The organism is Sulfitobacter sp. SK025, from assembly GCF_003352105.1.
GTDB lineage: Bacteria > Pseudomonadota > Alphaproteobacteria > Rhodobacterales > Rhodobacteraceae > Sulfitobacter > Sulfitobacter pontiacus.
Genome location: NZ_CP025808.1, coordinates 444,071 through 463,259, shown reverse-complemented (window position 1 = coordinate 463,259; position 19,189 = coordinate 444,071). Strand labels below are relative to the sequence as shown.

The 19,189-nt window shown below is 59.1% G+C and carries 17 protein-coding genes; 8 read left to right on the top strand and 9 right to left on the bottom strand.

Annotated features, from left to right (window positions below; genetic code table 11):
• Positions 1-38 precede the first annotated feature (38 nt).
• The 3 genes from C1J04_RS02150 to C1J04_RS02140 all read right to left on the bottom strand — a co-directional run bounded on the left by C1J04_RS02150 (position 39) and on the right by C1J04_RS02140 (position 4,109).
• On the bottom strand, positions 39-1,283 hold the full coding sequence (locus tag C1J04_RS02150; RefSeq protein WP_009825761.1) for a polysaccharide biosynthesis/export family protein: 1,245 nt from the start codon (positions 1,281-1,283) through the stop codon (positions 39-41).
• Between the two features lie 172 nt (positions 1,284-1,455).
• On the bottom strand, positions 1,456-2,115 hold the full coding sequence (locus tag C1J04_RS02145; RefSeq protein ID WP_009825760.1) for a YjbF family lipoprotein: 660 nt from the start codon (positions 2,113-2,115) through the stop codon (positions 1,456-1,458).
• A complete protein-coding gene (locus C1J04_RS02140; protein ID WP_009825759.1) occupies positions 2,112-4,109 on the bottom strand; it encodes a YjbH domain-containing protein in 1,998 nt (665 codons plus the stop codon). Before C1J04_RS02140 ends, C1J04_RS02145 begins: the two co-directional genes overlap by 4 nt.
• Before the next feature lie 264 nt (positions 4,110-4,373).
• Between C1J04_RS02140 and C1J04_RS02135 the strand changes: the two genes are divergently transcribed.
• Positions 4,374-5,108 carry a metallophosphoesterase gene (locus C1J04_RS02135; protein WP_009825758.1) on the top strand — a complete coding sequence of 245 codons (735 nt, stop codon included), beginning with the start codon at positions 4,374-4,376 and terminating at the stop codon, positions 5,106-5,108.
• A gap of 102 nt (positions 5,109-5,210) precedes the next feature.
• Positions 5,211-5,879: a sugar transferase gene (locus C1J04_RS02130; RefSeq protein ID WP_009825757.1), complete on the top strand. Its 669-nt coding sequence runs from the start codon at positions 5,211-5,213 to the stop codon at positions 5,877-5,879.
• Between the two features lie 35 nt (positions 5,880-5,914).
• On the opposite strand, the gene C1J04_RS02125 is transcribed toward C1J04_RS02130, so the two are convergent.
• Both C1J04_RS02125 and secA read right to left on the bottom strand, forming a co-directional pair.
• The gene (locus tag C1J04_RS02125) at positions 5,915-6,184 is read right to left on the bottom strand and encodes a spike base protein, RCAP_Rcc01079 family (protein ID WP_005850873.1); all 270 of its coding nucleotides are present in this window, start codon (positions 6,182-6,184) and stop codon (positions 5,915-5,917) included.
• Between the two features lie 110 nt (positions 6,185-6,294).
• Complete coding sequence (secA, locus tag C1J04_RS02120) at positions 6,295-9,024, bottom strand: preprotein translocase subunit SecA (protein WP_009825756.1); 2,730 nt, start codon at positions 9,022-9,024, stop codon at positions 6,295-6,297.
• 176 nt (positions 9,025-9,200) lie between these two features.
• Between secA and C1J04_RS02115 the strand changes: the two genes are divergently transcribed.
• From C1J04_RS02115 to C1J04_RS02095, 6 genes are all read left to right on the top strand, one after another.
• Entirely contained in the window at positions 9,201-10,079 is an 879-nt protein-coding gene (locus C1J04_RS02115) for a peptidylprolyl isomerase (RefSeq protein ID WP_114865238.1), read from the top strand.
• Between the two features lie 3 nt (positions 10,080-10,082).
• Positions 10,083-11,309 (top strand): bifunctional glutamate N-acetyltransferase/amino-acid acetyltransferase ArgJ, encoded by a 1,227-nt coding sequence (gene argJ / locus C1J04_RS02110; protein ID WP_114865237.1) that lies wholly within the window; start codon positions 10,083-10,085, stop codon positions 11,307-11,309.
• On the top strand, positions 11,306-11,704 hold the full coding sequence (mutT, locus tag C1J04_RS02105; protein ID WP_005850865.1) for an 8-oxo-dGTP diphosphatase MutT: 399 nt from the start codon (positions 11,306-11,308) through the stop codon (positions 11,702-11,704). The genes argJ and mutT overlap by 4 nt, the downstream gene beginning before the upstream one ends.
• A gap of 126 nt (positions 11,705-11,830) precedes the next feature.
• Positions 11,831-11,965, top strand: a complete 135-nt coding sequence (locus C1J04_RS19675; RefSeq protein ID WP_009825753.1) for a hypothetical protein — start codon at positions 11,831-11,833, stop codon at positions 11,963-11,965.
• A gap of 74 nt (positions 11,966-12,039) precedes the next feature.
• Positions 12,040-12,963, top strand: coding sequence for a diacylglycerol/lipid kinase family protein (locus tag C1J04_RS02100; RefSeq protein WP_009825752.1), 924 nt, complete (start codon positions 12,040-12,042; stop codon positions 12,961-12,963).
• Positions 12,960-13,766 carry a metallophosphoesterase family protein gene (locus C1J04_RS02095; RefSeq protein ID WP_009825751.1) on the top strand — a complete coding sequence of 269 codons (807 nt, stop codon included), beginning with the start codon at positions 12,960-12,962 and terminating at the stop codon, positions 13,764-13,766. Before C1J04_RS02100 ends, C1J04_RS02095 begins: the two co-directional genes overlap by 4 nt.
• A 1-nt stretch (position 13,767) precedes the next feature.
• On the opposite strand, the gene infB is transcribed toward C1J04_RS02095, so the two are convergent.
• The 4 genes from infB to rimP are packed head-to-tail and all read right to left on the bottom strand — an operon-like array spanning position 13,768 to position 19,114.
• Complete coding sequence (infB, locus tag C1J04_RS02090; protein WP_114865236.1) at positions 13,768-16,242, bottom strand: translation initiation factor IF-2; 2,475 nt, start codon at positions 16,240-16,242, stop codon at positions 13,768-13,770.
• A gap of 9 nt (positions 16,243-16,251) precedes the next feature.
• Positions 16,252-16,872, bottom strand: a complete 621-nt coding sequence (locus C1J04_RS02085; RefSeq protein WP_005850857.1) for an RNA-binding protein — start codon at positions 16,870-16,872, stop codon at positions 16,252-16,254.
• Positions 16,873-16,894: 22 nt separating this feature from the next.
• Positions 16,895-18,535, bottom strand: coding sequence for a transcription termination factor NusA (gene nusA, locus C1J04_RS02080; protein ID WP_009825749.1), 1,641 nt, complete (start codon positions 18,533-18,535; stop codon positions 16,895-16,897).
• Positions 18,536-19,114, bottom strand: coding sequence for a ribosome maturation factor RimP (rimP, locus tag C1J04_RS02075; protein ID WP_005850854.1), 579 nt, complete (start codon positions 19,112-19,114; stop codon positions 18,536-18,538).
• Positions 19,115-19,189 lie beyond the last annotated feature (75 nt).

The following is a 19,189-nucleotide window of genomic DNA, read 5'->3' as shown; positions in this document are numbered from 1 at the left end:
CATTTCTGCCCGGCCTTTGGTCATCAATCGTGGTCAGATCAATTGCTGACCGCGTTCCCCACACTCAGGATCTGCGGCAGGATCTGCGAAACAGCGCGGCTCCATTTGGTGACGGGCTGCTGCGCGATAAAGATGATGTCATCAGGGCGCAGCTCGAACCGCGGGGCCAGCGCGAAATTCGCGGCGTTGCGGGCATCCAGATGCCACGCGGTAATGGCCCCCAGCTCGCGCGGGTCAGAGGATGCGCGCAGCACATAGACCTGCGATACATCGCCGGTCGACGACGCTACACCACCCGCATCATACAAGGCATCTGCCAGACTTGCCTTACGCTCGTACGGCAAGGCAAAACGCGACTGCGTTCCAACCTCACCGGCCAGATAGACATAGTCGCGGTCATCGGCGCCAAGGCCACGGCGTGCCTGATAATTGCTACGGGCCTCATCCAAGCTCGCACGGCGCAAGGACACCTCAAGCTGCAGCTCTTGCAATGCCGAGGCGCGTGCCGCCTGACGCGCCTGAACCAGAGTGATCTGCTGCGCGAAATATTCCTGTGCACGTGCCAGTTCATATTCCGTATCAACAAAGATCGCATCGCCGGGCAGCAGGCGGGTCTTGGTCAGGCTCGCGCGGGAATAAAGCTGCGACAGCGGGATCTGATACAGCGTACCATCACGGTACAAACGGATCGAGGCATAGTCCTGATCCTCGACCGTGATCCCGCCGGCAGCGGCCAAGGCTTCTTCCAGATAGAGCGGCGTCAGCGTTACCGGCACAACAGTCGGCTGCGACACGGCGCCCCCGATGGACACACGGCGCGAGTTGAACTCGGAAATCTCGAGGCTGAAAGTCGGGTCAATCTGGTTCTCGACCAGACGCTGGAACAAGGCTGCTTCGGCGTCTTCAATGGTCAAACCGGCAATACGCACACGGCCCACATCGGGAATGTTGATCGATCCGTCATCCTGCACCGTATAGCCTTGGCGCGCGTTTTGTGCGGCCAGCAGCCCGGTCAACTGTTCAACCGATCCGGCGGCGCGCGGCGTGGCCAGCAGCACCACATCACCGATACCAATCTCGTAGGGACCGGGATCAACCGGGGGCGGCAGGCGCAGCTCAAGCGCATTGGGGCGGGTCTGAACGTCGAGTGTGGGCGATGGCAGCGCCCCGGTTCCGCGCAGCCCCGAGCCAGAGCCTGCGGTGCGGGAAAACACATCGGGCAGGCTCCGTGGCGCATAGGCGGATCTATTCGCCTGAATGACGGATTCAGCAGTGAGGTTCATCACCCGTACATTGGTGCCGCCAGCGACGCCCTCTACAACTTCAGGTGTTCGGTAAACCGTACCACAGCTTGCAAGGGTCAGGCCCAAAACAGCTACCAATAGGTATCGCACTTTAATACTCCCATTCATCATGTGACACCTCGCCCCCAGACAGGTTCGGCCCCTGTTAACCTTAACGGGCGGCGGCCTTGGTCATCAAATACCCGACCTCATCGCCCGCCCATTGCCGCGCCTGTACAATGGCACCGCTCTTTACACTGACCCAATACGTATTCCGAAACGACTGGTCCAGACTTTTGCAATCCTCGGTTACAACCCGCGTCGGCACGGTGCCGATCTCAAGCGCGAGCGTCGCGCTGCCCTGCGGCTCCACCAGACAGCGATACGCGCGGGTAGAAATCTCATCCAGTCCTGTCAGATTGCTGTGCAACCGGTCTGAATAACCGCGCCGCCCGGACAGGATCAGCGCCTTGGGCTCCGACACATCAGCGGCGAAGAGTTCAGACCCAAGGCCGCGTGTCCCTTGCAGCATCCCGTCTTCCAGCATCAGCGCGGTTAAATCCGAACTCAGCCATGTATCGACACCGTTCACACGCGCCTCGCGCAGCATGCGGCCGGTTTGTGCACGGTTCTCGACGGTCAGCAGCAAGGCGGGGGTGGCGGTATCCTGCACCAGCGCGGCAAAACGGGGCGGAAACCCTTGCGAGGTTTTGGGCACGACTGAATCGTCGTCCACAGCAACGGCAACACCCCGCGCCAGAAGGTTCTGACTGGCGCTACAGGCTGTGAGGCCCGCCAGACACAGACCAAGGGTCAACGCACGTAAGATCATCGCAGGTATCTCCCCCAGCTGTCCCGCAGCTCTTTGCCGCGATAGTCGCGCACGACCCCGTGCAGACGGTTGGCGACAGCAAGACGCGCCCCGCCGTCGCGTGTAATCGGCTTGATTGTTTGCTGGACTTTCGTCCGCGACGGGCGTCCGGTCAGCCACGAAAGCGGCACTTCGAACCGCAGGCCCTTGTCGAAAGACCCTTCCCCGAAATCATCAAAGGACACATCCGTGAGCGTGAAATACCCGCCAACCTTGAACCCGTTGTTGAATTCACGATCCAAAGAGAACGTCGCGCCATAGTCACCCGCAAGGTAGCGACCAACATCTAGCTGCCCGAAGAACCCATTCCCCAGATCATAATAGGCAGAGGCATGGCCGGTCACGACGTCATAGTCCTGAAACCCGAACAGCATGTCGAAATCACGTTGTTTGACATAGTTCAGCTCTGCCCCAAGTGCGAGCCGGCTATCCATCGGATACCAAAGCACCTCGGTCGACACGCCGCCAAACATCCCTTCCAGATACCCTGCCGAGACCCGGCCAAACAGGTTTTTCCCAGGGCGGAACATATACTCGGCCGTGAGGCTGTTCACCTCAAGCTCAGATTCCTTCGCGTAGCGCACAGCATTAGAGCGGACCGGCTCGATCACGGAATCCGACACGCGGAACGATTTGTCGATATTGCCCACCAGCGGATAGCGGAAACGACCCCCAAAGGTCAGCCCCGGACGTGGCCGGTAATCCATCTTGAGCTGGACGCCGAAATCGGCCCTGATCGGGCTGTTAGGGTCGAAAAAGGACGTGGCGAGATATGGGCCGATCGACGTGTCAAAGACCGGATAGACATCCGACAACTCGCCTTCGCGGCCCTGATCGTGCCCGTCTTCCAGACGCGCCCGCGCCAGACTGCGCCACGCACCATCGTAATCAAACTGCAGCTCTTCCAGATCGGATCTTTGCGTCACGATCTGGTTCAGCGGCACGCCGCGCTCCAGAAACACGACCGTGAACTCTTCGATCGCGGGGGGCAGCGTCACCGCCATGGCCCGCGCCGTGCGCCCTGCCGCTTGGGCCTCGTTGTCGAAACGGGTGTTTTCCACGCGGACGGTCGCGCGGTTGCCCGACATGATGAAGCCTTGCAGCTCCAGCCCGTCTTCCGCCAGCACACGCTGCAACACGGCTTCGACCGCATCACGCCCACCCCCGGCAGCAGAGTTGTTCCACTCCGCAATAGCCAGCCGGTTGCGCGCGCCGATGGTGCGCGGTGCCTGCTCCAACCCGCCGGGTACAGACGGTTTCTTGGGGTTGATGACATAGCTCAGCTGTGCGCCGACCTCATGCCCCCCGACGACAAACCCCTTGAGGTGCACACCGTTGTTGAAACGATACTCCAACCCCACGTTGAGGGGCGAAGACACGTCGATGCCCGTGTTCACCGATTCCCGCGTGTATTCATCGGGGGAGTATTCGGCGAATAGCGTCATCTGGTCCGACACATTCCACTGCACGCCCGCGAAGACCGACGTCGGCCCGCGGAACCAGTTTCCTGTCTCTAGCTGGCCGCCCCTGTTAGCGTCGCGCGTCCGTGTGTCAAACCGGTCAGACAAAATACTGAACGGATTCGAGAATGAGTTCCGCCCCGCAAGCCGCCCCCAGCCCAGACCGCCGGTGACCTCGAGCTTCGACCCAAAGCTTTTGGTGGCCACAAAATATTCACTGCTCAGGATACCAGTGCCCAGAAAGTCTCGCATCCCCACGGCGAAAGCAGGGCGTAGGTCGGTTTCATCCCAAATCTGGTAATGCACATCAAAGCTGCGATCGAAGGTATCGCCATCAAGGTACGCATTGGTACTGATATTCTTAATCCGCGAATACCGGAATGTCCCATAAAGACGCGGCAAGACCTGGAACGTCGCTGAATACCGGTAGTTGGGGCCAAACGTGCTTGCCGTGAAGGCCAGATCGCCGTCCTTCAACACGCGGGCCGTCGGCATTTCCACCAACCCGGGTGTGCCGTAGGTCGATAAAGATTGCGCTGCGCCTTCGGCAAGACTAGTGACGCAAAACGCCCCGGCTAGCATCGAACAAGCTAGTTTCCTCGAGCGCCCTTGCATCTGCTAACCTACCTATTAATTAATTGTTGCGAATACCGGGACCGTAGAGAACTTTAAGAAGGACTACACTTTGTGTGCCGTCCAATCAACGGATTTACCATTTCGTTGCGCCAGTTTTGCAACACAGAGGATACGCCAAGACCTATGCTGAACCGTTGGTTTAAACGCCGTCAACCTGACCCCGAGCCCGAACCTCATTTCGATCCGATCACACCGGATGTACCCGTGATTGCGATCGGAGATATTCACGGGCGTTTTGATCTGCTTGAAAGACTGCCCGAACCTCCGGACGGAACACAGGTGATCTGCGTCGGCGACCTTGTCGACCGCGGCGAACAAAGTGCGCAGGTTCTGCGGGCGCTGCACGAACAGACCGATATTATCACGCTGATGGGCAACCACGAGCAGATGATGCTAAAGTTTATCGACAATCCGAAAGAGAATGGTCCGCGCTGGCTCCGGTACGGCGGGCTCCAGACTTTGTCGAGCTTTGGCGTCTCGGGCGTGTCGCAAACCTCCTCTGGTGATGATCTGGAACGCGCCCGCGACGCCCTGCAAGGCGCTATGGGCGAGGCCTTGCTCGACTGGGTGATCAACCTGCCAACCTCTTGGGTGTCGGGCAATGTCGCCTTTGTCCACGCCGCTGCTAACCCACTGATCCCTATCAAGGATCAGGAAAGCCGGACGTTGCTTTGGGGGCATGAGGATTTCGGGCGCAAACGCCGCCGTGACGGCATCTGGGTCGTACACGGGCACACAATCGTCGACACCCCGATGATCAAGGGCGGCGTGGTGTCGATCGACACCGGGGCCTACGCGACGGACAAGCTCACCGCCGCAACGATCCACAATGGCGAGGTCGAGTTTAACTACCTCTGATCTGACGGCATCCCGATTTTAACCACACCTTAGGATACCTCTGCTTTAGCTGACGCACCGGCACATGCGCCGGTGTTTGGTTGCTATGGGTAAGAGGTGACGATGGCGTTTATCGATATCGGGATACGGCAGGGCAGTGATGTCCATGCACGTCGGGCGCCGCTATACGAAGGGGGCGGGAAACGGGTGTTCGACCTTGCCGTCAGCCTCGCGTTGCTGCCGCTGATCCTGCCCGTGATTATCGTTTTATACTGTCTGGTGGCATCCACGGGTCAGGGCGGTCTTTATGCCCACCCGAGGGTTGGGCGCGCCGGCAAGGTTTTCCGCTGTTGGAAAATCAGAACGATGGTCCCTGATGCACAGGCCGCGCTTCCGGCGATTCTATTGGCGCGACCTGATCGCGCGCTGGAATGGGCGTTGTACCAAAAGCTGACCAAAGATCCGCGCGTGATCCCCGGCGGCCATTTCCTGCGCCGCACCGGTCTGGATGAACTGCCCCAGATCTGGAACGTACTGCGCGGCGATATGTCTTTGGTGGGGCCGCGCCCCGTCACCCTGGCGGAGCTGCACAGCTACGGTGATGCCCGCCACGCTTACCAACGGGTGCGCCCGGGGGTCACAGGGCTTTGGCAGGTATCGGGGCGCGGCATCCTGCTGTTTGCCGAACGCGCCTCGCTTGATGAACGCTATGCCCGCCAGCCAAGCTTTATGGGCGATATCAAGATCATCGCGCGCACTCTGCCCGTCCTGTTGCGCCCCACCGGATACTGACGGGGCGCAACAACAGTTAACGCGGTGACAAGGCGCTAGACCAACCCTTTGATCCCCGTTGCGGTGGTGCCGCTGTCGCGCACTTTTGAGATGCGAAACGGATAGACGACCCCCGCCATCAAACCGGGCAGAGTGATTGCATCCCCGCTTTTCAGCGTCACCGCGACATCACCGGCCCCACCGACCATAAAGCCACGGGTGATCTGCGGCAGGTCGGCGGTATCGTCGGGCACAATATCAAAGGCCCCGCAAATAGGGCCGGTCAATCCTGCGGTATAGTCATTGAAATTGTCGGTAATTGGCATGTCGCTCTCCGTTTGGTGAAAAGCGCAGCTTGGTCTACCGATCCTACCTAAATCTTACCCCACCGTGCGGAGCACCCCCAAGGCCAGCAACCAGCCTTGGGGAAGATCATTTACGCAAGCTTGCCGTGGCAATGCTTGAACTTTTTGCCCGACCCGCAGGGGCATTCATCATTGCGCGCAGGGGTGCCCCACGTGCTTGGATCATTCTCGTCGAATTCCGCCACAGCGGTAGAACCGGACGCGGCAGCGGCGGTCGAAGCCGGCGCTTCGCTGTTCTCTTCCGCCGCCTGCGCTGCGTTAACCTGCGCCGCGGCCTGACGTTCCTGCATTTGCGACAGGATTTGCTGCTGCTCTTCCTCTGTCATCGGACGGATTTGACCCAGCTTCTGGGTCACTTCGGTCCGCAGGCTGTCCAGCATGCTTTCAAACAACTGGAAGGATTCGTTCTTGTATTCGTTCAACGGATCACGCTGCGCATAACCGCGGAAACCGACGACCGACCGCAGATGTTCCAGCGTCAGAAGGTGATCACGCCACTTGCCGTCAATCGCCTGCAACAACACCTGCTTTTCGATGTTGCGCATGTTCTCGGGGCCGAACTGTTCAGCCTTCTGGGCCATCATATTTTCGCTGGCTTCGACAAGACGTTCGCGGATGACCTCATCGTCGACGCCCTCTTCCTCACACCATGCTGCGACGGGCACATCCAGGTTCAACTGATCCGCAACCGCGGCCTGGAAACCTTGTGTATCCCACTGATCTGCATAGGTTTTTGGCGGCATGAACTGATCGATCAGATCGTCGATCACCTGCTCGCGCATGTCGGCGGTGATCTCTTGCAGGTCGGCGGCTTCCATGATGTCGCGGCGCTGGCCAAAGATGACCTTCCGCTGGTCGTTCATCACATCGTCGAACTTCAACAGCTGTTTACGAATGTCAAAGTTGCGCCCTTCGACCTTGGCCTGCGCGCGCTCCAGCGACTTGTTGACCCAAGGGTGCACAATCGCTTCGCCCTCTTTCAGGCCAAGCGTCGTCAACACTTTCTCAAGCCGTTCAGAGCCGAAAATACGCATCAGATCGTCTTCGAGAGACAGGTAGAAGGACGACCGGCCGGGATCCCCCTGACGGCCCGAACGGCCGCGCAGCTGGTTATCGATCCGGCGGCTTTCGTGACGCTCGGACGCCAGAACATAAAGCCCCCCTGCGTCGAGCACTTTTTTCTTCTCGTCAGCGTGTTCCGCTTCGATCTTTTCACGGATCGCAACGGGGTCAGCATCAGGATCAGCGTCCAGCGCTTCAATCACCTTCAGCTCGACGTTGCCGCCCAGCTGAATGTCGGTGCCGCGACCGGCCATGTTTGTCGCGATGGTGACCGCACCGAACTTGCCCGCATCCGCCACGATCTGCGCTTCCTGCTCGTGCTGTCGCGCGTTCAGAACGTTATGCTTGATGCCCGCTTCGGTCAGCATCTGGCTCAGCATTTCGGATTTCTCGATAGAGGTGGTACCCACCAGAACCGGCTGGCCTATCGCATTGGCTTCTTTGACCTTTTCGATCATCGCCTGATATTTTTCCAGCGCCGAACGATAGACCTGATCGTCTTCGTCCACACGCGCAACCGGCACGTTGGTCGGGACAACGACCACACCCAGCCCGTAAATCTCGGCGAATTCTTCGGCTTCGGTTTCGGCAGTACCCGTCATGCCGGCCAGCTTGTCATAAAGGCGGAAGTAGTTCTGGAAGGTGACCGAGGCCAGTGTCACGTTCTCGGGCTGGATCTGGCAGCCTTCCTTCGCTTCGATCGCCTGATGCAACCCGTCGGACAGACGACGACCGGACATCATACGCCCGGTGAATTCGTCGATCAGCATCACCTCGCCGTCGCGCACAATGTAATCCTTGTCGCGCTGGAACAGCTTATGCGCCCGCAAACCCTGGTTCACGTGGTGCACGATGGTGGTGCTTTCGGGGTCATACATCGTTAACCCTTCTTCCAGCAGACCGCGGCTGTGCAGCTCTTGCTCGAGGAACTCGTTCCCTTCGTCGGTAAAGGTCACGTTGCGGGTTTTCTCGTCCAGCTCGTAGTGGCTTTCCTGCAGCAGCGGGATCACATCGTCGACGATTTTATACATCTCGGAGCGGTCTTGCGACGGGCCAGAGATAATCAGCGGCGTCCGCGCCTCGTCGATCAGAATACTGTCGACTTCGTCCACGATGGCAAAGTTGTGCTGTTTCTGGAAAATCTGGCTCAGCTCAGACTTCATGTTATCGCGCAGATAATCAAAGCCCAGCTCGTTGTTCGTGGCGTAGGTCACGTCGCAATCATAGGCGGCGCGTTTGTCTTCCTCGGTCATGCCGGACACCGCAGCGCCCGTGGTCAGCCCCAGCGAGGCAAAGACCTTGCCCATCCAGTCGGCGTCCCGTTTCACGAGGTATTCGTTCACCGTGACCACATGCACGCCCTTGCCGGTCAGCGCATTGAGGTAAGCGGCCAGCGTCGCGGTCAGGGTTTTACCCTCGCCGGTTTTCTGCTCGGAGATGTTACCCTGATGCAGGAAAATCGCCGACATCAACTGCGTGTCAAAAGCGCGCAGACCCAAGGTCCGGCGGGCGCCTTCACGGCAGTTCGCAAAAGCTTCCGGCAGCAGATCATCAAGGCTTTCGCCGTCAATCGCCCGCTTGCGCAGCTCGTCTGTTTTTTGCTTCAGACCGTCGTCGGTCAAAGCCAAGAATTCTTCTTCCAGCGCGTTGATCTTTTCAACCAGCGGGCGGGTCGCCTTGATTTTACGGTCGTTTGGGGTCCCAAAGACTTTTTTGGCGAGTGTTCCGATGCCCAGCATGCAATCTCCTGCCGAAGTTATGTTCCAAGGCGTCCATCTGCTTGCCGAGCCGCCGGACAGCCCCTAGATACAAGACTGAACGTGCGCCAAGGCCGCGCCCATAGGGCGATGTAAGGGCCGCACTAAACCGTGTCAATGTAGCAGCCCCTTGTGGCTGCCAAACCAAGGACAGATACATGCAAAAACCTCTCACTTTTCTGGCACCATTCGTGGTGGCAGCTTCGCTCGCCCTGCCCGCTGTTGCGCAGGACGACACTGCCGAAAACACGGATGCGCAGACAGACGTCACCGCTGAAACCGTGGTTGCCACGGTCAATGGCACCGACATCACGATTGGCAGCATGATCATTGCCCGCGCCACCCTGCCCGAACAATATCAACAGCTTCCCCCCGAAGTCCTGTTCAAAGGCATTCTGGATCAGCTTGTGCAGCAAACCGCCTTGTCGCAAGATTTTGACGGTGAAGTGCCAAAGCGGATCGAGATGGCGCTTGAAAACGAACGTCGCCAGCTGATCGCGGGCGAAGTGATCGAGAAAGCAATGGCCCAGGACGTCACCGAGGAAGAGCTGCAAGCCGCCTATGACGAAGCCTACGCCGATGCGGAACCGACCGAGGAATTCAGCGCGTCGCATATTCTGGTAGAAACAGAAGAAGAAGCCCAAGCCGTCAAGAAAGAGCTGGATGAAAGCGCGGATTTTGCCGAGCTGGCGAAAGAAAAGTCCACCGGTCCATCCGGTCCTGCGGGCGGCACTTTGGGTTGGTTCGGGCCCGGCATGATGGTGCCCGCGTTTGAAACCGCCGTTGCCGCGCTTGAAGTCGGCGCTGTGTCGGAACCCGTTGAAACCCAGTTCGGCTGGCACGTGATCAAACTGGACGACAAGCGCCAGAAAGAAGCGCCCAAGCTCGAAGACGTGAAGGACGAGCTGGAAACCCAGGTCCGTCAGGTCAAGGCACAGACCCTGATCGAAAAGACCACCGAAGCCGCAGATGTTGACCGCTCGGCGGCTGACTCAATCGACCCTTCGGTTCTGACCAACCTCGGCCTGCTGGAGTAACAAATGGGCAAAATCCCCGCTGTATCCCCGCTGGCACCCGATCACTTCCCTGATCTTCCTGTCATCGATGGTGTGCGTTTCGCCACCATCGCGGCGGGGGTACGGTATCAAGGCCGCACCGATGTGATGCTGGCCGAATTGGCCCCGGGCTCGACGGTGGCGGGGGCGTTTACGCGCTCTGCCACCCGCGCCGCGCCGGTCCTGGATTGTCAGGCCAAGATCGGCGCGACATCGGACACCGGTGCCGCAATTCTGGTCAACTCGGGCAACGCCAATGCCTTCACCGGCAAGGGCGGCGTCACCGCGGTCGAAGCAATTACCGCTGCAGTTGCTGATGTCTGTAACATTCCCCAATCGCGTGTTTTTACCTCATCGACAGGTGTGATCGGCGAACCCCTGCCCCACGACCGGATTACGGCTGTTCTGGCGGACCTTAAGGGCGCGTTGTCCGACAAGGGCATTTCCGATGCGGCCAAGGCGATCATGACCACGGACACCTTCCCCAAAGGGGCCCGTGCCGAGGTCGAGATTGACGGGAACACAGTCTCTATCGCGGGGATTGCGAAGGGATCGGGCATGATCGCGCCAGATATGGCGACGATGCTGGTCTATATCTTCACCGATGCGGTTGTTAGCCAACCGGCGCTGCAAAAGATGCTGTCGACCCATACCGATAGCACCTTTAACTGCATCACCGTGGATAGCGACACATCGACCTCCGACAGTCTGATCCTGGCTGCAACTGGCGCGTCGGGCGTGGATGCCAGCGAAAGCGATGCGTTCTCGGAAGCGCTGCACGGCGTCATGCTGAACCTCGCGCATCAGGTTGTGCAAGACGGCGAAGGGGCGACCAAATTCGTCGAGATCGCCGTGACCGGTGCCGCTACGGATGACGACGCCAAGACCCACGGCATGGCCATCGCGAATTCCCCCCTCATCAAGACCGCCATCGCGGGCGAGGATCCGAACTGGGGCCGCGTGGTAATGGCCGTCGGTAAATCAGGTGCCGCTGCTGATCGGGATCGTCTGTCGATCCGCTTTGGCGATATCGAGGTGGCTAAAGACGGCTGGCGCAGCCCCGACTACTCGGAAGAGGCAGCGGCGGCGCATATGAAGGGCCAGAACATCACCATCGGCGTTGATCTGGGCCTTGGCGACGGCAAAGCAACGGTTTGGACCTGTGACCTGACCCACGGCTATATCGAGATCAACGCGGACTATCGTTCGTGAAGGTTATCCTTGTCTCGGCGGTTGCCCTGATCGACGTGGACGGGCGCGTGCTTTTGGCACAGCGCCCGCCCGGCAAATCCATGGCCGGTTTGTGGGAGTTTCCGGGCGGCAAGGTCGAGGCCGGCGAAACCCCCGAAGCCGCGCTGATCCGCGAGCTGCAAGAAGAACTTGGCATCGACACATGGGCCTCCTGCCTTGCCCCGCTGACCTTTGCCAGCCATGCCTACGATGATTTTCACCTTCTGATGCCGCTGTTTGCCTGCCGCAAATGGAACGGCACACCGCAGGCGCGCGAGGGGCAGACCCTGAAATGGGTCCGTGCCAATGCGCTGAAAGATTATCCGATGCCCCCTGCGGACATTCCCCTGATTCCGATCCTGCGCGACTGGCTTTAGGGCCAGCGCGACCTCGCTGCTGTTTCTTTACGCGCGCGAATACTGCTTCCTTGACTTTTTTGTTGCTAGACTTAGGCAAATTGTCGCTTATAAAGATGCAACTTCAGGTTTTTCTGGGAGGAAGCAATGCTTCGCACAATCACCATCGGTTCCACCGTATCCGTCCAGGGTAACTTCGTCCGCGACATGCCCGACGGCCGCGTATCGGTTAAGGTTGATGACGCGATCTATACCGGCAAGCCAATCCAGCGCCGGAACTGATCACGCACACGCAAAACATCTGAACCATCCCCCTGCCCCAAGCGTTTGCTTAGGTCATCAAGGATGGATCAATCATGAAGCCTCAACGTGTTATCGTTATTCTGAACAAGGGCTCCGGCCGCAAAGACGGGACAGAGCGTAAGTCCCGGATTTCAGACAGGTTTCAACACCACGACATTCCCGTCAGCTTCGTTGAATTCTCGCCCAATGGCGCGGATTTGGGACAGGTGGCGCAATCGACTGCCGAGGCGAACCCCGATGCCACCATCGTCGCGTCAGGCGGCGACGGAACCATCAGCGGCGTCGCCTCGGGCTTGGCGCATGTGCCCAACCAGATGGGGATTATCCCCGCAGGCACCTTTAACTATTTCGCCCGTTCGCTGAACCTGCCCGAAACCGTTGACGAAGCCGTGGATGTCATCGCCAAGGGCGTCCTGCGCCCCACGGACATCGCCAAGATCAATGGCAACGCGTTTCTGAACAACGCCAGCATCGGGGCCTATGCCGCCATCCTGAAAACCCGCGAAGGCATCTATGACCGCTGGGGCCGCAGCCGTGTCGCGGCCTATTGGTCGGTGGTCAAAGCGCTGGCAACACTCCGCGCGCCGCTCAGGCTGACGGTGACGATTGATGGCAAATCCTTTAAACATAGGACACCGCTGGTCTTTGCGATCAGCAACGCCTTTCAGCTGAACCAAATGGGGCTGGGCGGCGAAGACTGTATCGCCAAGGGCGGCATGGTGCTGCTGGTCGCCCCCGATACGAACCGCTGGGGGTTGTTCAAACACGCCGCCGCGCTGGCCCTTGGGGTCGCGAAACGTGAAACCGACTATCAAATGCACTGCGGGAACGAGATCACGCTTGAGATGCCGCATAAATCACGCCCTGTCGCCCGCGACGGAGAGCTAAGCCGCATGAAAGGCCCGTTCAAACTGCACATGCAGCGCGAGGCCCTGCAGCTGATCGTTCCTGCCGAATTCAACGAGGCCGTCAGATGAGCACATTGGTGCATCTCTCAGATTTACACTTTGGCAAGGATCGTCCCGACCTGCTGGAACCGCTGCTCTCTTGTGTGAACGAGCTGAACCCCGATATCGTCGCCATCTCGGGCGATTTCACGCAGCGCGCGCGGCGGAGCCAGTTCGAGGAAGCGCATAACTTTATCCAGCGGATCAACGCGCCTGTCTTGGGTGTGCCGGGGAACCACGATGTCTTGCTTGACCGCCCGTTCCAGCGGTTTTTCATGCCGTGGCGGCGGTATCGCAAATGGATCAACGCCGATCTGACGCCTCGGTATGAGGACGATGATATGGTCGTCATCGGCATCAACTCGGTCGATCGCTTTTCGTGGCAGACGGGAAAGCTGACGGCAGGGCGTATCGCGCAAGCCTGCAAGGCGATTGATGACACCGCCGCGCGCAAAGCCCGCGTGTTAGTGGTGCATCACCCGCTAGAGCATCCTAATCACACCAACAAAAAACCCATACCCGGTGCCGAAATCGCGCTGGAAAAGCTGTTGTCTTGCGGGGCGAACCTGATCCTGTCGGGGCACCTACACACGTGGCACGCAGAGAATTTTACCGTCGAATCCGGCGGCACCACGGCGATCCAGTTGCATGCGGGGACCAGCCTGTCGTCTCGTGTCCGCGGAGAGCCGAATGATTTCAACCTTGTGAAGATCTCGGACGATCAGGTCTGTGTCGACCGGCTGAGCTTTAACGAAGATAAACGGGTGTTTGAAACGACAGAAGCCCGGACATTTAACCGGGCTTCTGATCATCAGATATCGGACGAGGTGTAACTTAGTCCAGCGTGCGCACGACTTCTTCACGTGTGAAGATTTCGATAACGTCGCCCGGACGGATGTCTTCGTAGTTCTCGAACGCCATACCACATTCCTGGCCTGACGGTACTTCGGCAACTTCGTCCTTGAACCGCTTGAGCGTTTTCAGCGTGCCTTCGTGGATCACGACATCGTCGCGCAGCAGACGCACACCAGCGGCGCGGCTTGCTTTGCCTTCGGTCACCAGACAGCCCGCAACCTTGCCAACGCCGGTCACTTTGAACACCTCTTTGATCGACGCATAGCCGATGAAGTGTTCGCGGATCTCGTTGCTCAGCAGGCCACTTGCGGCAGCTTTCACATCATCAACCATGTCATAGATGACCGAGTAATACCGGATCTCGACGCCCTTCTGGTTGGCCGAGGCACGGGCCGATGCGTTTGCACGCACGTTGAAGCCGATGATCGGCGCGTTGGAGGCTTCGGCAAGACCAACGTCGGTGTCGGTGATCGCACCCACGCCCGAGTGAAGGACGCGCACGCGGACTTCGTCGTTGCCGATTTTCTCCATCGCTTGAACGATCGCTTCGGCAGACCCCTGAACGTCTGCTTTGATCAACAAAGGCAGCTCGCTAATGGTTTCGTTCACCTTGGCGTTCGCCATCAGCTGTTCCAGCGTCGTCGCAGCACCAGCCGCAGCGCGTTTGTCTTTGGCGGCTTTTTCGCGGTATTCCGCAATCTCGCGCGCCTGCGCCTCGGTGTCGGTGACGTTCAGAACGTCGCCAGCACCCGGTGTCCCGTTAAGGCCAAGCACCTCTACCGGCACGGATGGGCCTGCCTCTTTCACGCGCTCGCCCTGATCGTTGATCAGCGCACGGACCTTACCGTACTGCTCGCCCACAACAAAGATGTCGCCCTGACGCAGCGTACCGTTCTGAACAAGAACAGTGGCAACGGGGCCGCGGCCCACGTCAAGCTGCGCTTCGATCACGGCACCGACCGCGGCGCGGTTCGGGTTCGCTTTCAGTTCCAGCAGTTCCGCTTGCAGCGCGATGGCTTCCAGCAGTTCGTCCAGACCTTGACCCGTGGTTGCCGATACTTCGACGTCCTGTGTTTCACCGGACATCTTTTCAACGATGACCTCGTGCTGCAGCAGGTCCGTACGGACTTTGTCAGGGTTGGCTTCGTATTTGTCGATCTTGTTGATCGCCACGATCATTGGCACCTTAGCCGCTTTCGCGTGGTTAATCGCTTCGATCGTCTGAGGCATCACAGCATCATCCGCCGCGACCACCAGAACAACGATGTCGGTGACCTGCGCACCGCGCGACCGCATCGAGGTAAAGGCCGCGTGGCCCGGAGTATCGAGGAAGCTCAGAACCTGACCGTTGTCGGTTGTGACCTGATAGGCACCGATGTGCTGCGTGATACCGCCCGCTTCGCCGGACTGAACCTTGGCTTTGCGGATCGCGTCAAGCAGCGATGTCTTACCGTGGTCAACGTGGCCCATGATCGTGATAACCGGAGGACGCGATACCAGATCTTTCGGATCGTCTTCGGCTTCCTTGATCACGTCTTCAACGTCAGCGTCGGAAACGCGCACCACTTTGTGGCCGAATTCCTCGATGATCAGCTCGGCTGTGTCAGCGTCGATGGTTTCGTTCTGCGTTACCATCATGCCGTTTGTCATCAATGCTTTGACGACAGCGCCAACGCGTTCGGCCATCCGGTTCGCCAGTTCGGAAACCACGATCGCCGGAGGCAGGTTGACGTTGCGCACGACCTTTTCACGCTCGACCGAGCCGCCCATTGCCTTCTGGCGCTGGCGTTCCTGCTTGCGTTTCATCTGCGCCATGGACCGTTGACGGCCACCTTCGCCACCGGACAAAGCCTGGTTCAGCGTCAGTTTGCCGGAACGACGGCTATCGTCGCCACCCTTGTTGGTTTCCTCGCGGTCGCCTTCTTTCTTGCGGGCCGCAGGGGTCGGTGCGCCGGATTTGATGTTCGGCGAACGCGGCGCGGCAGGCGTCGCTGCGGGGGCTGCGGCAGCGGCTGCTGCGGCTTCCGCTTCTTTCTTGCGGCGCTCGTCCTCTTCGGCTTTCGCCTTCAGGCTTTCCTCGCGCTGGCGTTCTTCGGCTTCTTTCGCATCGATCTCGGCACGACGACGCTCGCGGTCTTCCGCGCGGGCCTTTTCCTCGGCTGCGCGTGCTTCGGCTTCTTCCGCCTCGCGGGCGCGGGCAGCCTGAACCGCCTTCAGCCGGCGTTCCATTTCGGAATCGGTGATCCCTGCCGGACGCTTGGAGGGATCCCCGAGCGATGGATTGCTACCGCCGCCGGCTTTTGCGCCAGCAGGTTTGGGCACCACAACGCGCTTGCGCTTGGTCTCGACCACGACGTTTTTCGTCCGCCCGTGGCTAAAGCTTTGCTTTACGTTGCCGGGACGCGAAGACGCTCCCCGCAGGCCCAATGTCTTTTTGCCGTCACTATCGCTCATGAAGCTCGTCTATCCTTTCGGGTGACCGTTGCCACCCTCGTTTATGCGCACGCCTTTTAACCGCTGAGCCTCCTCTACAACACGAGAGGTAAGACCACCAGAGGCGAGCGCCCCATGTATCACAGTTTGGCGTCCGAAAGCCAAACCCAATTCGTCTGCCGTCAGCCAGCCAATGTAATGGCCGTAATGCGGCGTGCTTAGTTTCGATTTGCCGCGGCCCGATCCATCTACTGCCTGGATCAACACTTCGGCTTCTTCCATTTGCAGCCAACCTTTGACTTTTTCGTAGCCCGCAACGGCCTTGCCCGCCTTGCGTTGCAACGAAATCAGGTCAACCACACGGCGGACAAGTTGCTTTTCAACTTCATCCACCAAATCATCCGCAACCTTGACAGGTTGCTTGGCCGAGCGGGCGAACAGACCCTTCTTGGCCGCTTTTTCCAATGCGGCCCGATCCGCTGACACATACATCCCCCGACCGGGCAGTTTCCCCATGATATCCGGGAAAACATGCATGTCGGGACCAATGACAAAGCGGATCAGCCCGTTTTTGGGCTGCGCCTCGCCAGTGGCGATACACTTTCGTTCGGGACCGTCTTGCCGGTCTTTAGAAACGCCACCACGTGTCATATCGTTCCCCAAGGCCCCGCGATCAGGCCTCGGCCTCCTCGCCCGTGTCGATGTCCGTGTCGATGTCGGCATCGAACTCTTCGTCGACATCATCCGCTTCAAGCTCGGCAGGATCGACCCAGCCCAGCAGGACGCGCGCGGTCATGATCAGCTTTTGCGCATCTTCCAGCGACAGATCGAAAGGTTCAAGTGTCCCTTCATCCTTGGTGCGTTCGCCATTCACGGTAGTCCAGCCGCCGGCCAGCTCCCAATCCGCGCAAGTCGCGAAATCTTCGAGCGTTTTTACGTCGTCTTTGGCCAGTGCCTCAATCATTTGGGGTGTCAGACCGTCGAATTCAATAAGCGTGTCGTCCACACCCAAGGCGCGCGCCGCATCAAGGGCCGCTTTGTTCTGCGCTTCGATCACGTCACGGGCGCGGGCTTGCAGTTCGCTTGCGGTGTCTTCGTCAACACCGTCGATGACCAGCAGCTCGTCCACTTCGACATAGGCGACTTCTTCAAGGTTGGTGAACCCTTCGGAAACCAGAAGCTGGGCAAAGAATTCGTCCAGATCCAGATTGTCCATGAACAGCTTGGTGCGCAGTTCGAACTCTGCCTGTCGGCGCTGGCTCTCTTGCTCTTCGGTCATGATGTCGATGTCCAGACCGGTCAGCTGCGATGCCAGACGCACGTTCTGACCACGACGGCCAATCGCCAACGACAGTTGTTCTTCGGGAACGACGACTTCGATCTTGCCGGCTTCCTCGTCCAGAACAACCTTGGAGACTTCAGCAGGCTGAAGCGCGTTCACAAGGAAGGTCGGCTGGTCTTCGTTCCACGGGATAATGTCGATCTTCTCGCCCTGAAGCTCGTTCACAACGGCCTGAACGCGGCTGCCGCGCATACCAACGCAGGCCCCCACAGGGTCGATGGAGCCATCATAAGAGATGACAGCGATTTTCGCGCGCGAACCGGGGTCACGGGCAACGGCCTTGATCTCGATGATGCCGTCATAGATTTCAGGCACTTCCATCTTGAACAGCTCGGCCATGAACTCGGGCGCGGTGCGGCTCAGGAAGATCTGCGGGCCGCGCTGCTCGCGGCGCACATCCTTGATGTACACGCGGATACGGTCGTTCGGGCGATAGCTTTCGCGGCCGATTTTCTCGTTGCGACGCAGGATCGCTTCGCCAGCGCCCACATCGACGATAACGTTGCCATATTCCTCGCGCTTGACCAGACCATTGATGATCGTGCCGGCGCGGTCCTTGAATTCTTCGTATTGGCGGTCACGCTCGGCTTCGCGGACCTTCTGCAAGATCACCTGCTTGGCGGATTGTGCGGCGATACGGCCCATTTCAACCGGTGGGACTTCTTCGCTGAATTCCTGACCGACTTCGGGGTTGGCCATATACTGTTTGGCCTGCTCTACCGTGAACTCCGCCTGATAGTTCTCAAGCTCGTCATCGGCCACAACCGTACGCACACGGGTAAAGGTCGCGCGACCGGTCTTGCGGTCGATGGAAACGCGAATGTCCATCTCAGCGCCGTAGCGCGACTTCGCCGCCCGAGCGAGCGATTCTTCCATCGCTTCAACCACGAGATTGGGGTCGATCATCTTTTCGCGGGCCACAGCCTCGGCGGTTTGCAGCAGTTCCAGCTGGTTGGCAGATGTAATGGCCATTTAGTCGTCTCCCTCGGTGGACCCTTCGGTCTCGATGTCATCGAATTTGGTTTCGTCAATCGCACCGGACGCTTTGCGTTGGCGCAGCATTTCTTTGATCAGATCGTCGGTCAGAACCAGTTTGGCGTCGGTCAGCCAATCGAACTTGAGCCCGATGGTGCCTTCCTCGACGTTGATCAGCACCTCGTCATCCTCGACGCCTGCCAGCTCGCCCTTAAAGCGGCGGCGGCCGTCGATCAGTTCGCCGGTCTCGATCTTGGCTTCATAGCCCTCGAACATCTCGAAATCCTTGAGCCGCGTCAGCGGGCGGTCGATGCCTGGGCTCGACACTTCAAGGGTGTATTCATCAAGGATCGGATCCTCGACATCCATGACAGCGCTGATGGATTGGCTGATCAGGGCCAGCTCGTCCACCTCGATACCGCCATCGGGACGGTCTGCCATCACCTGCAACGTCGTCGACTTGCCCGACATCAGGCGAACGCGCACCAGTTCAAACCCCATATCCTCGATCACCGGTGTGATGATCTCGGCCATGCGGCGATCAATGGCTGCTTTTGCAATCAGGTCGTTGTTCATAATCTCACTATCATCCTGCAGTTTCGAGCAGGCACAAAAAAACGGGCGCGCGGCCCGTGTTCAAGATCGGTGGAG

Bases quoted from the DNA above. Each gene is read 5' to 3' on its own strand.
- C1J04_RS02150 (WP_009825761.1), bottom strand. From the start codon at position 1,283: ATGAACCTCACTGCTGAATCCGTCATTCAGGCGAATAGATCCGCCTAT.
- C1J04_RS02145 (WP_009825760.1), bottom strand. From the start codon at position 2,115: ATGATCTTACGTGCGTTGACCCTTGGTCTGTGTCTGGCGGGCCTCACA.
- C1J04_RS02140 (WP_009825759.1), bottom strand. From the start codon at position 4,109: ATGCCGACGGCCCGCGTGTTGAAGGACGGCGATCTGGCCTTCACGGCA.
- C1J04_RS02135 (WP_009825758.1), top strand. From the start codon at position 4,374: ATGCTGAACCGTTGGTTTAAACGCCGTCAACCTGACCCCGAGCCCGAA.
- C1J04_RS02130 (WP_009825757.1), top strand. From the start codon at position 5,211: ATGGCGTTTATCGATATCGGGATACGGCAGGGCAGTGATGTCCATGCA.
- C1J04_RS02125 (WP_005850873.1), bottom strand. From the start codon at position 6,184: ATGCCAATTACCGACAATTTCAATGACTATACCGCAGGATTGACCGGC.
- secA (WP_009825756.1), bottom strand. From the start codon at position 9,024: ATGCTGGGCATCGGAACACTCGCCAAAAAAGTCTTTGGGACCCCAAAC.
- C1J04_RS02115 (WP_114865238.1), top strand. From the start codon at position 9,201: ATGCAAAAACCTCTCACTTTTCTGGCACCATTCGTGGTGGCAGCTTCG.
- argJ (WP_114865237.1), top strand. From the start codon at position 10,083: ATGGGCAAAATCCCCGCTGTATCCCCGCTGGCACCCGATCACTTCCCT.
- C1J04_RS19675 (WP_009825753.1), top strand. From the start codon at position 11,831: ATGCTTCGCACAATCACCATCGGTTCCACCGTATCCGTCCAGGGTAAC.
- C1J04_RS02100 (WP_009825752.1), top strand. From the start codon at position 12,040: ATGAAGCCTCAACGTGTTATCGTTATTCTGAACAAGGGCTCCGGCCGC.
- C1J04_RS02095 (WP_009825751.1), top strand. From the start codon at position 12,960: ATGAGCACATTGGTGCATCTCTCAGATTTACACTTTGGCAAGGATCGT.
- infB (WP_114865236.1), bottom strand. From the start codon at position 16,242: ATGAGCGATAGTGACGGCAAAAAGACATTGGGCCTGCGGGGAGCGTCT.
- C1J04_RS02085 (WP_005850857.1), bottom strand. From the start codon at position 16,872: ATGACACGTGGTGGCGTTTCTAAAGACCGGCAAGACGGTCCCGAACGA.
- nusA (WP_009825749.1), bottom strand. From the start codon at position 18,535: ATGGCCATTACATCTGCCAACCAGCTGGAACTGCTGCAAACCGCCGAG.
- rimP (WP_005850854.1), bottom strand. From the start codon at position 19,114: ATGAACAACGACCTGATTGCAAAAGCAGCCATTGATCGCCGCATGGCC.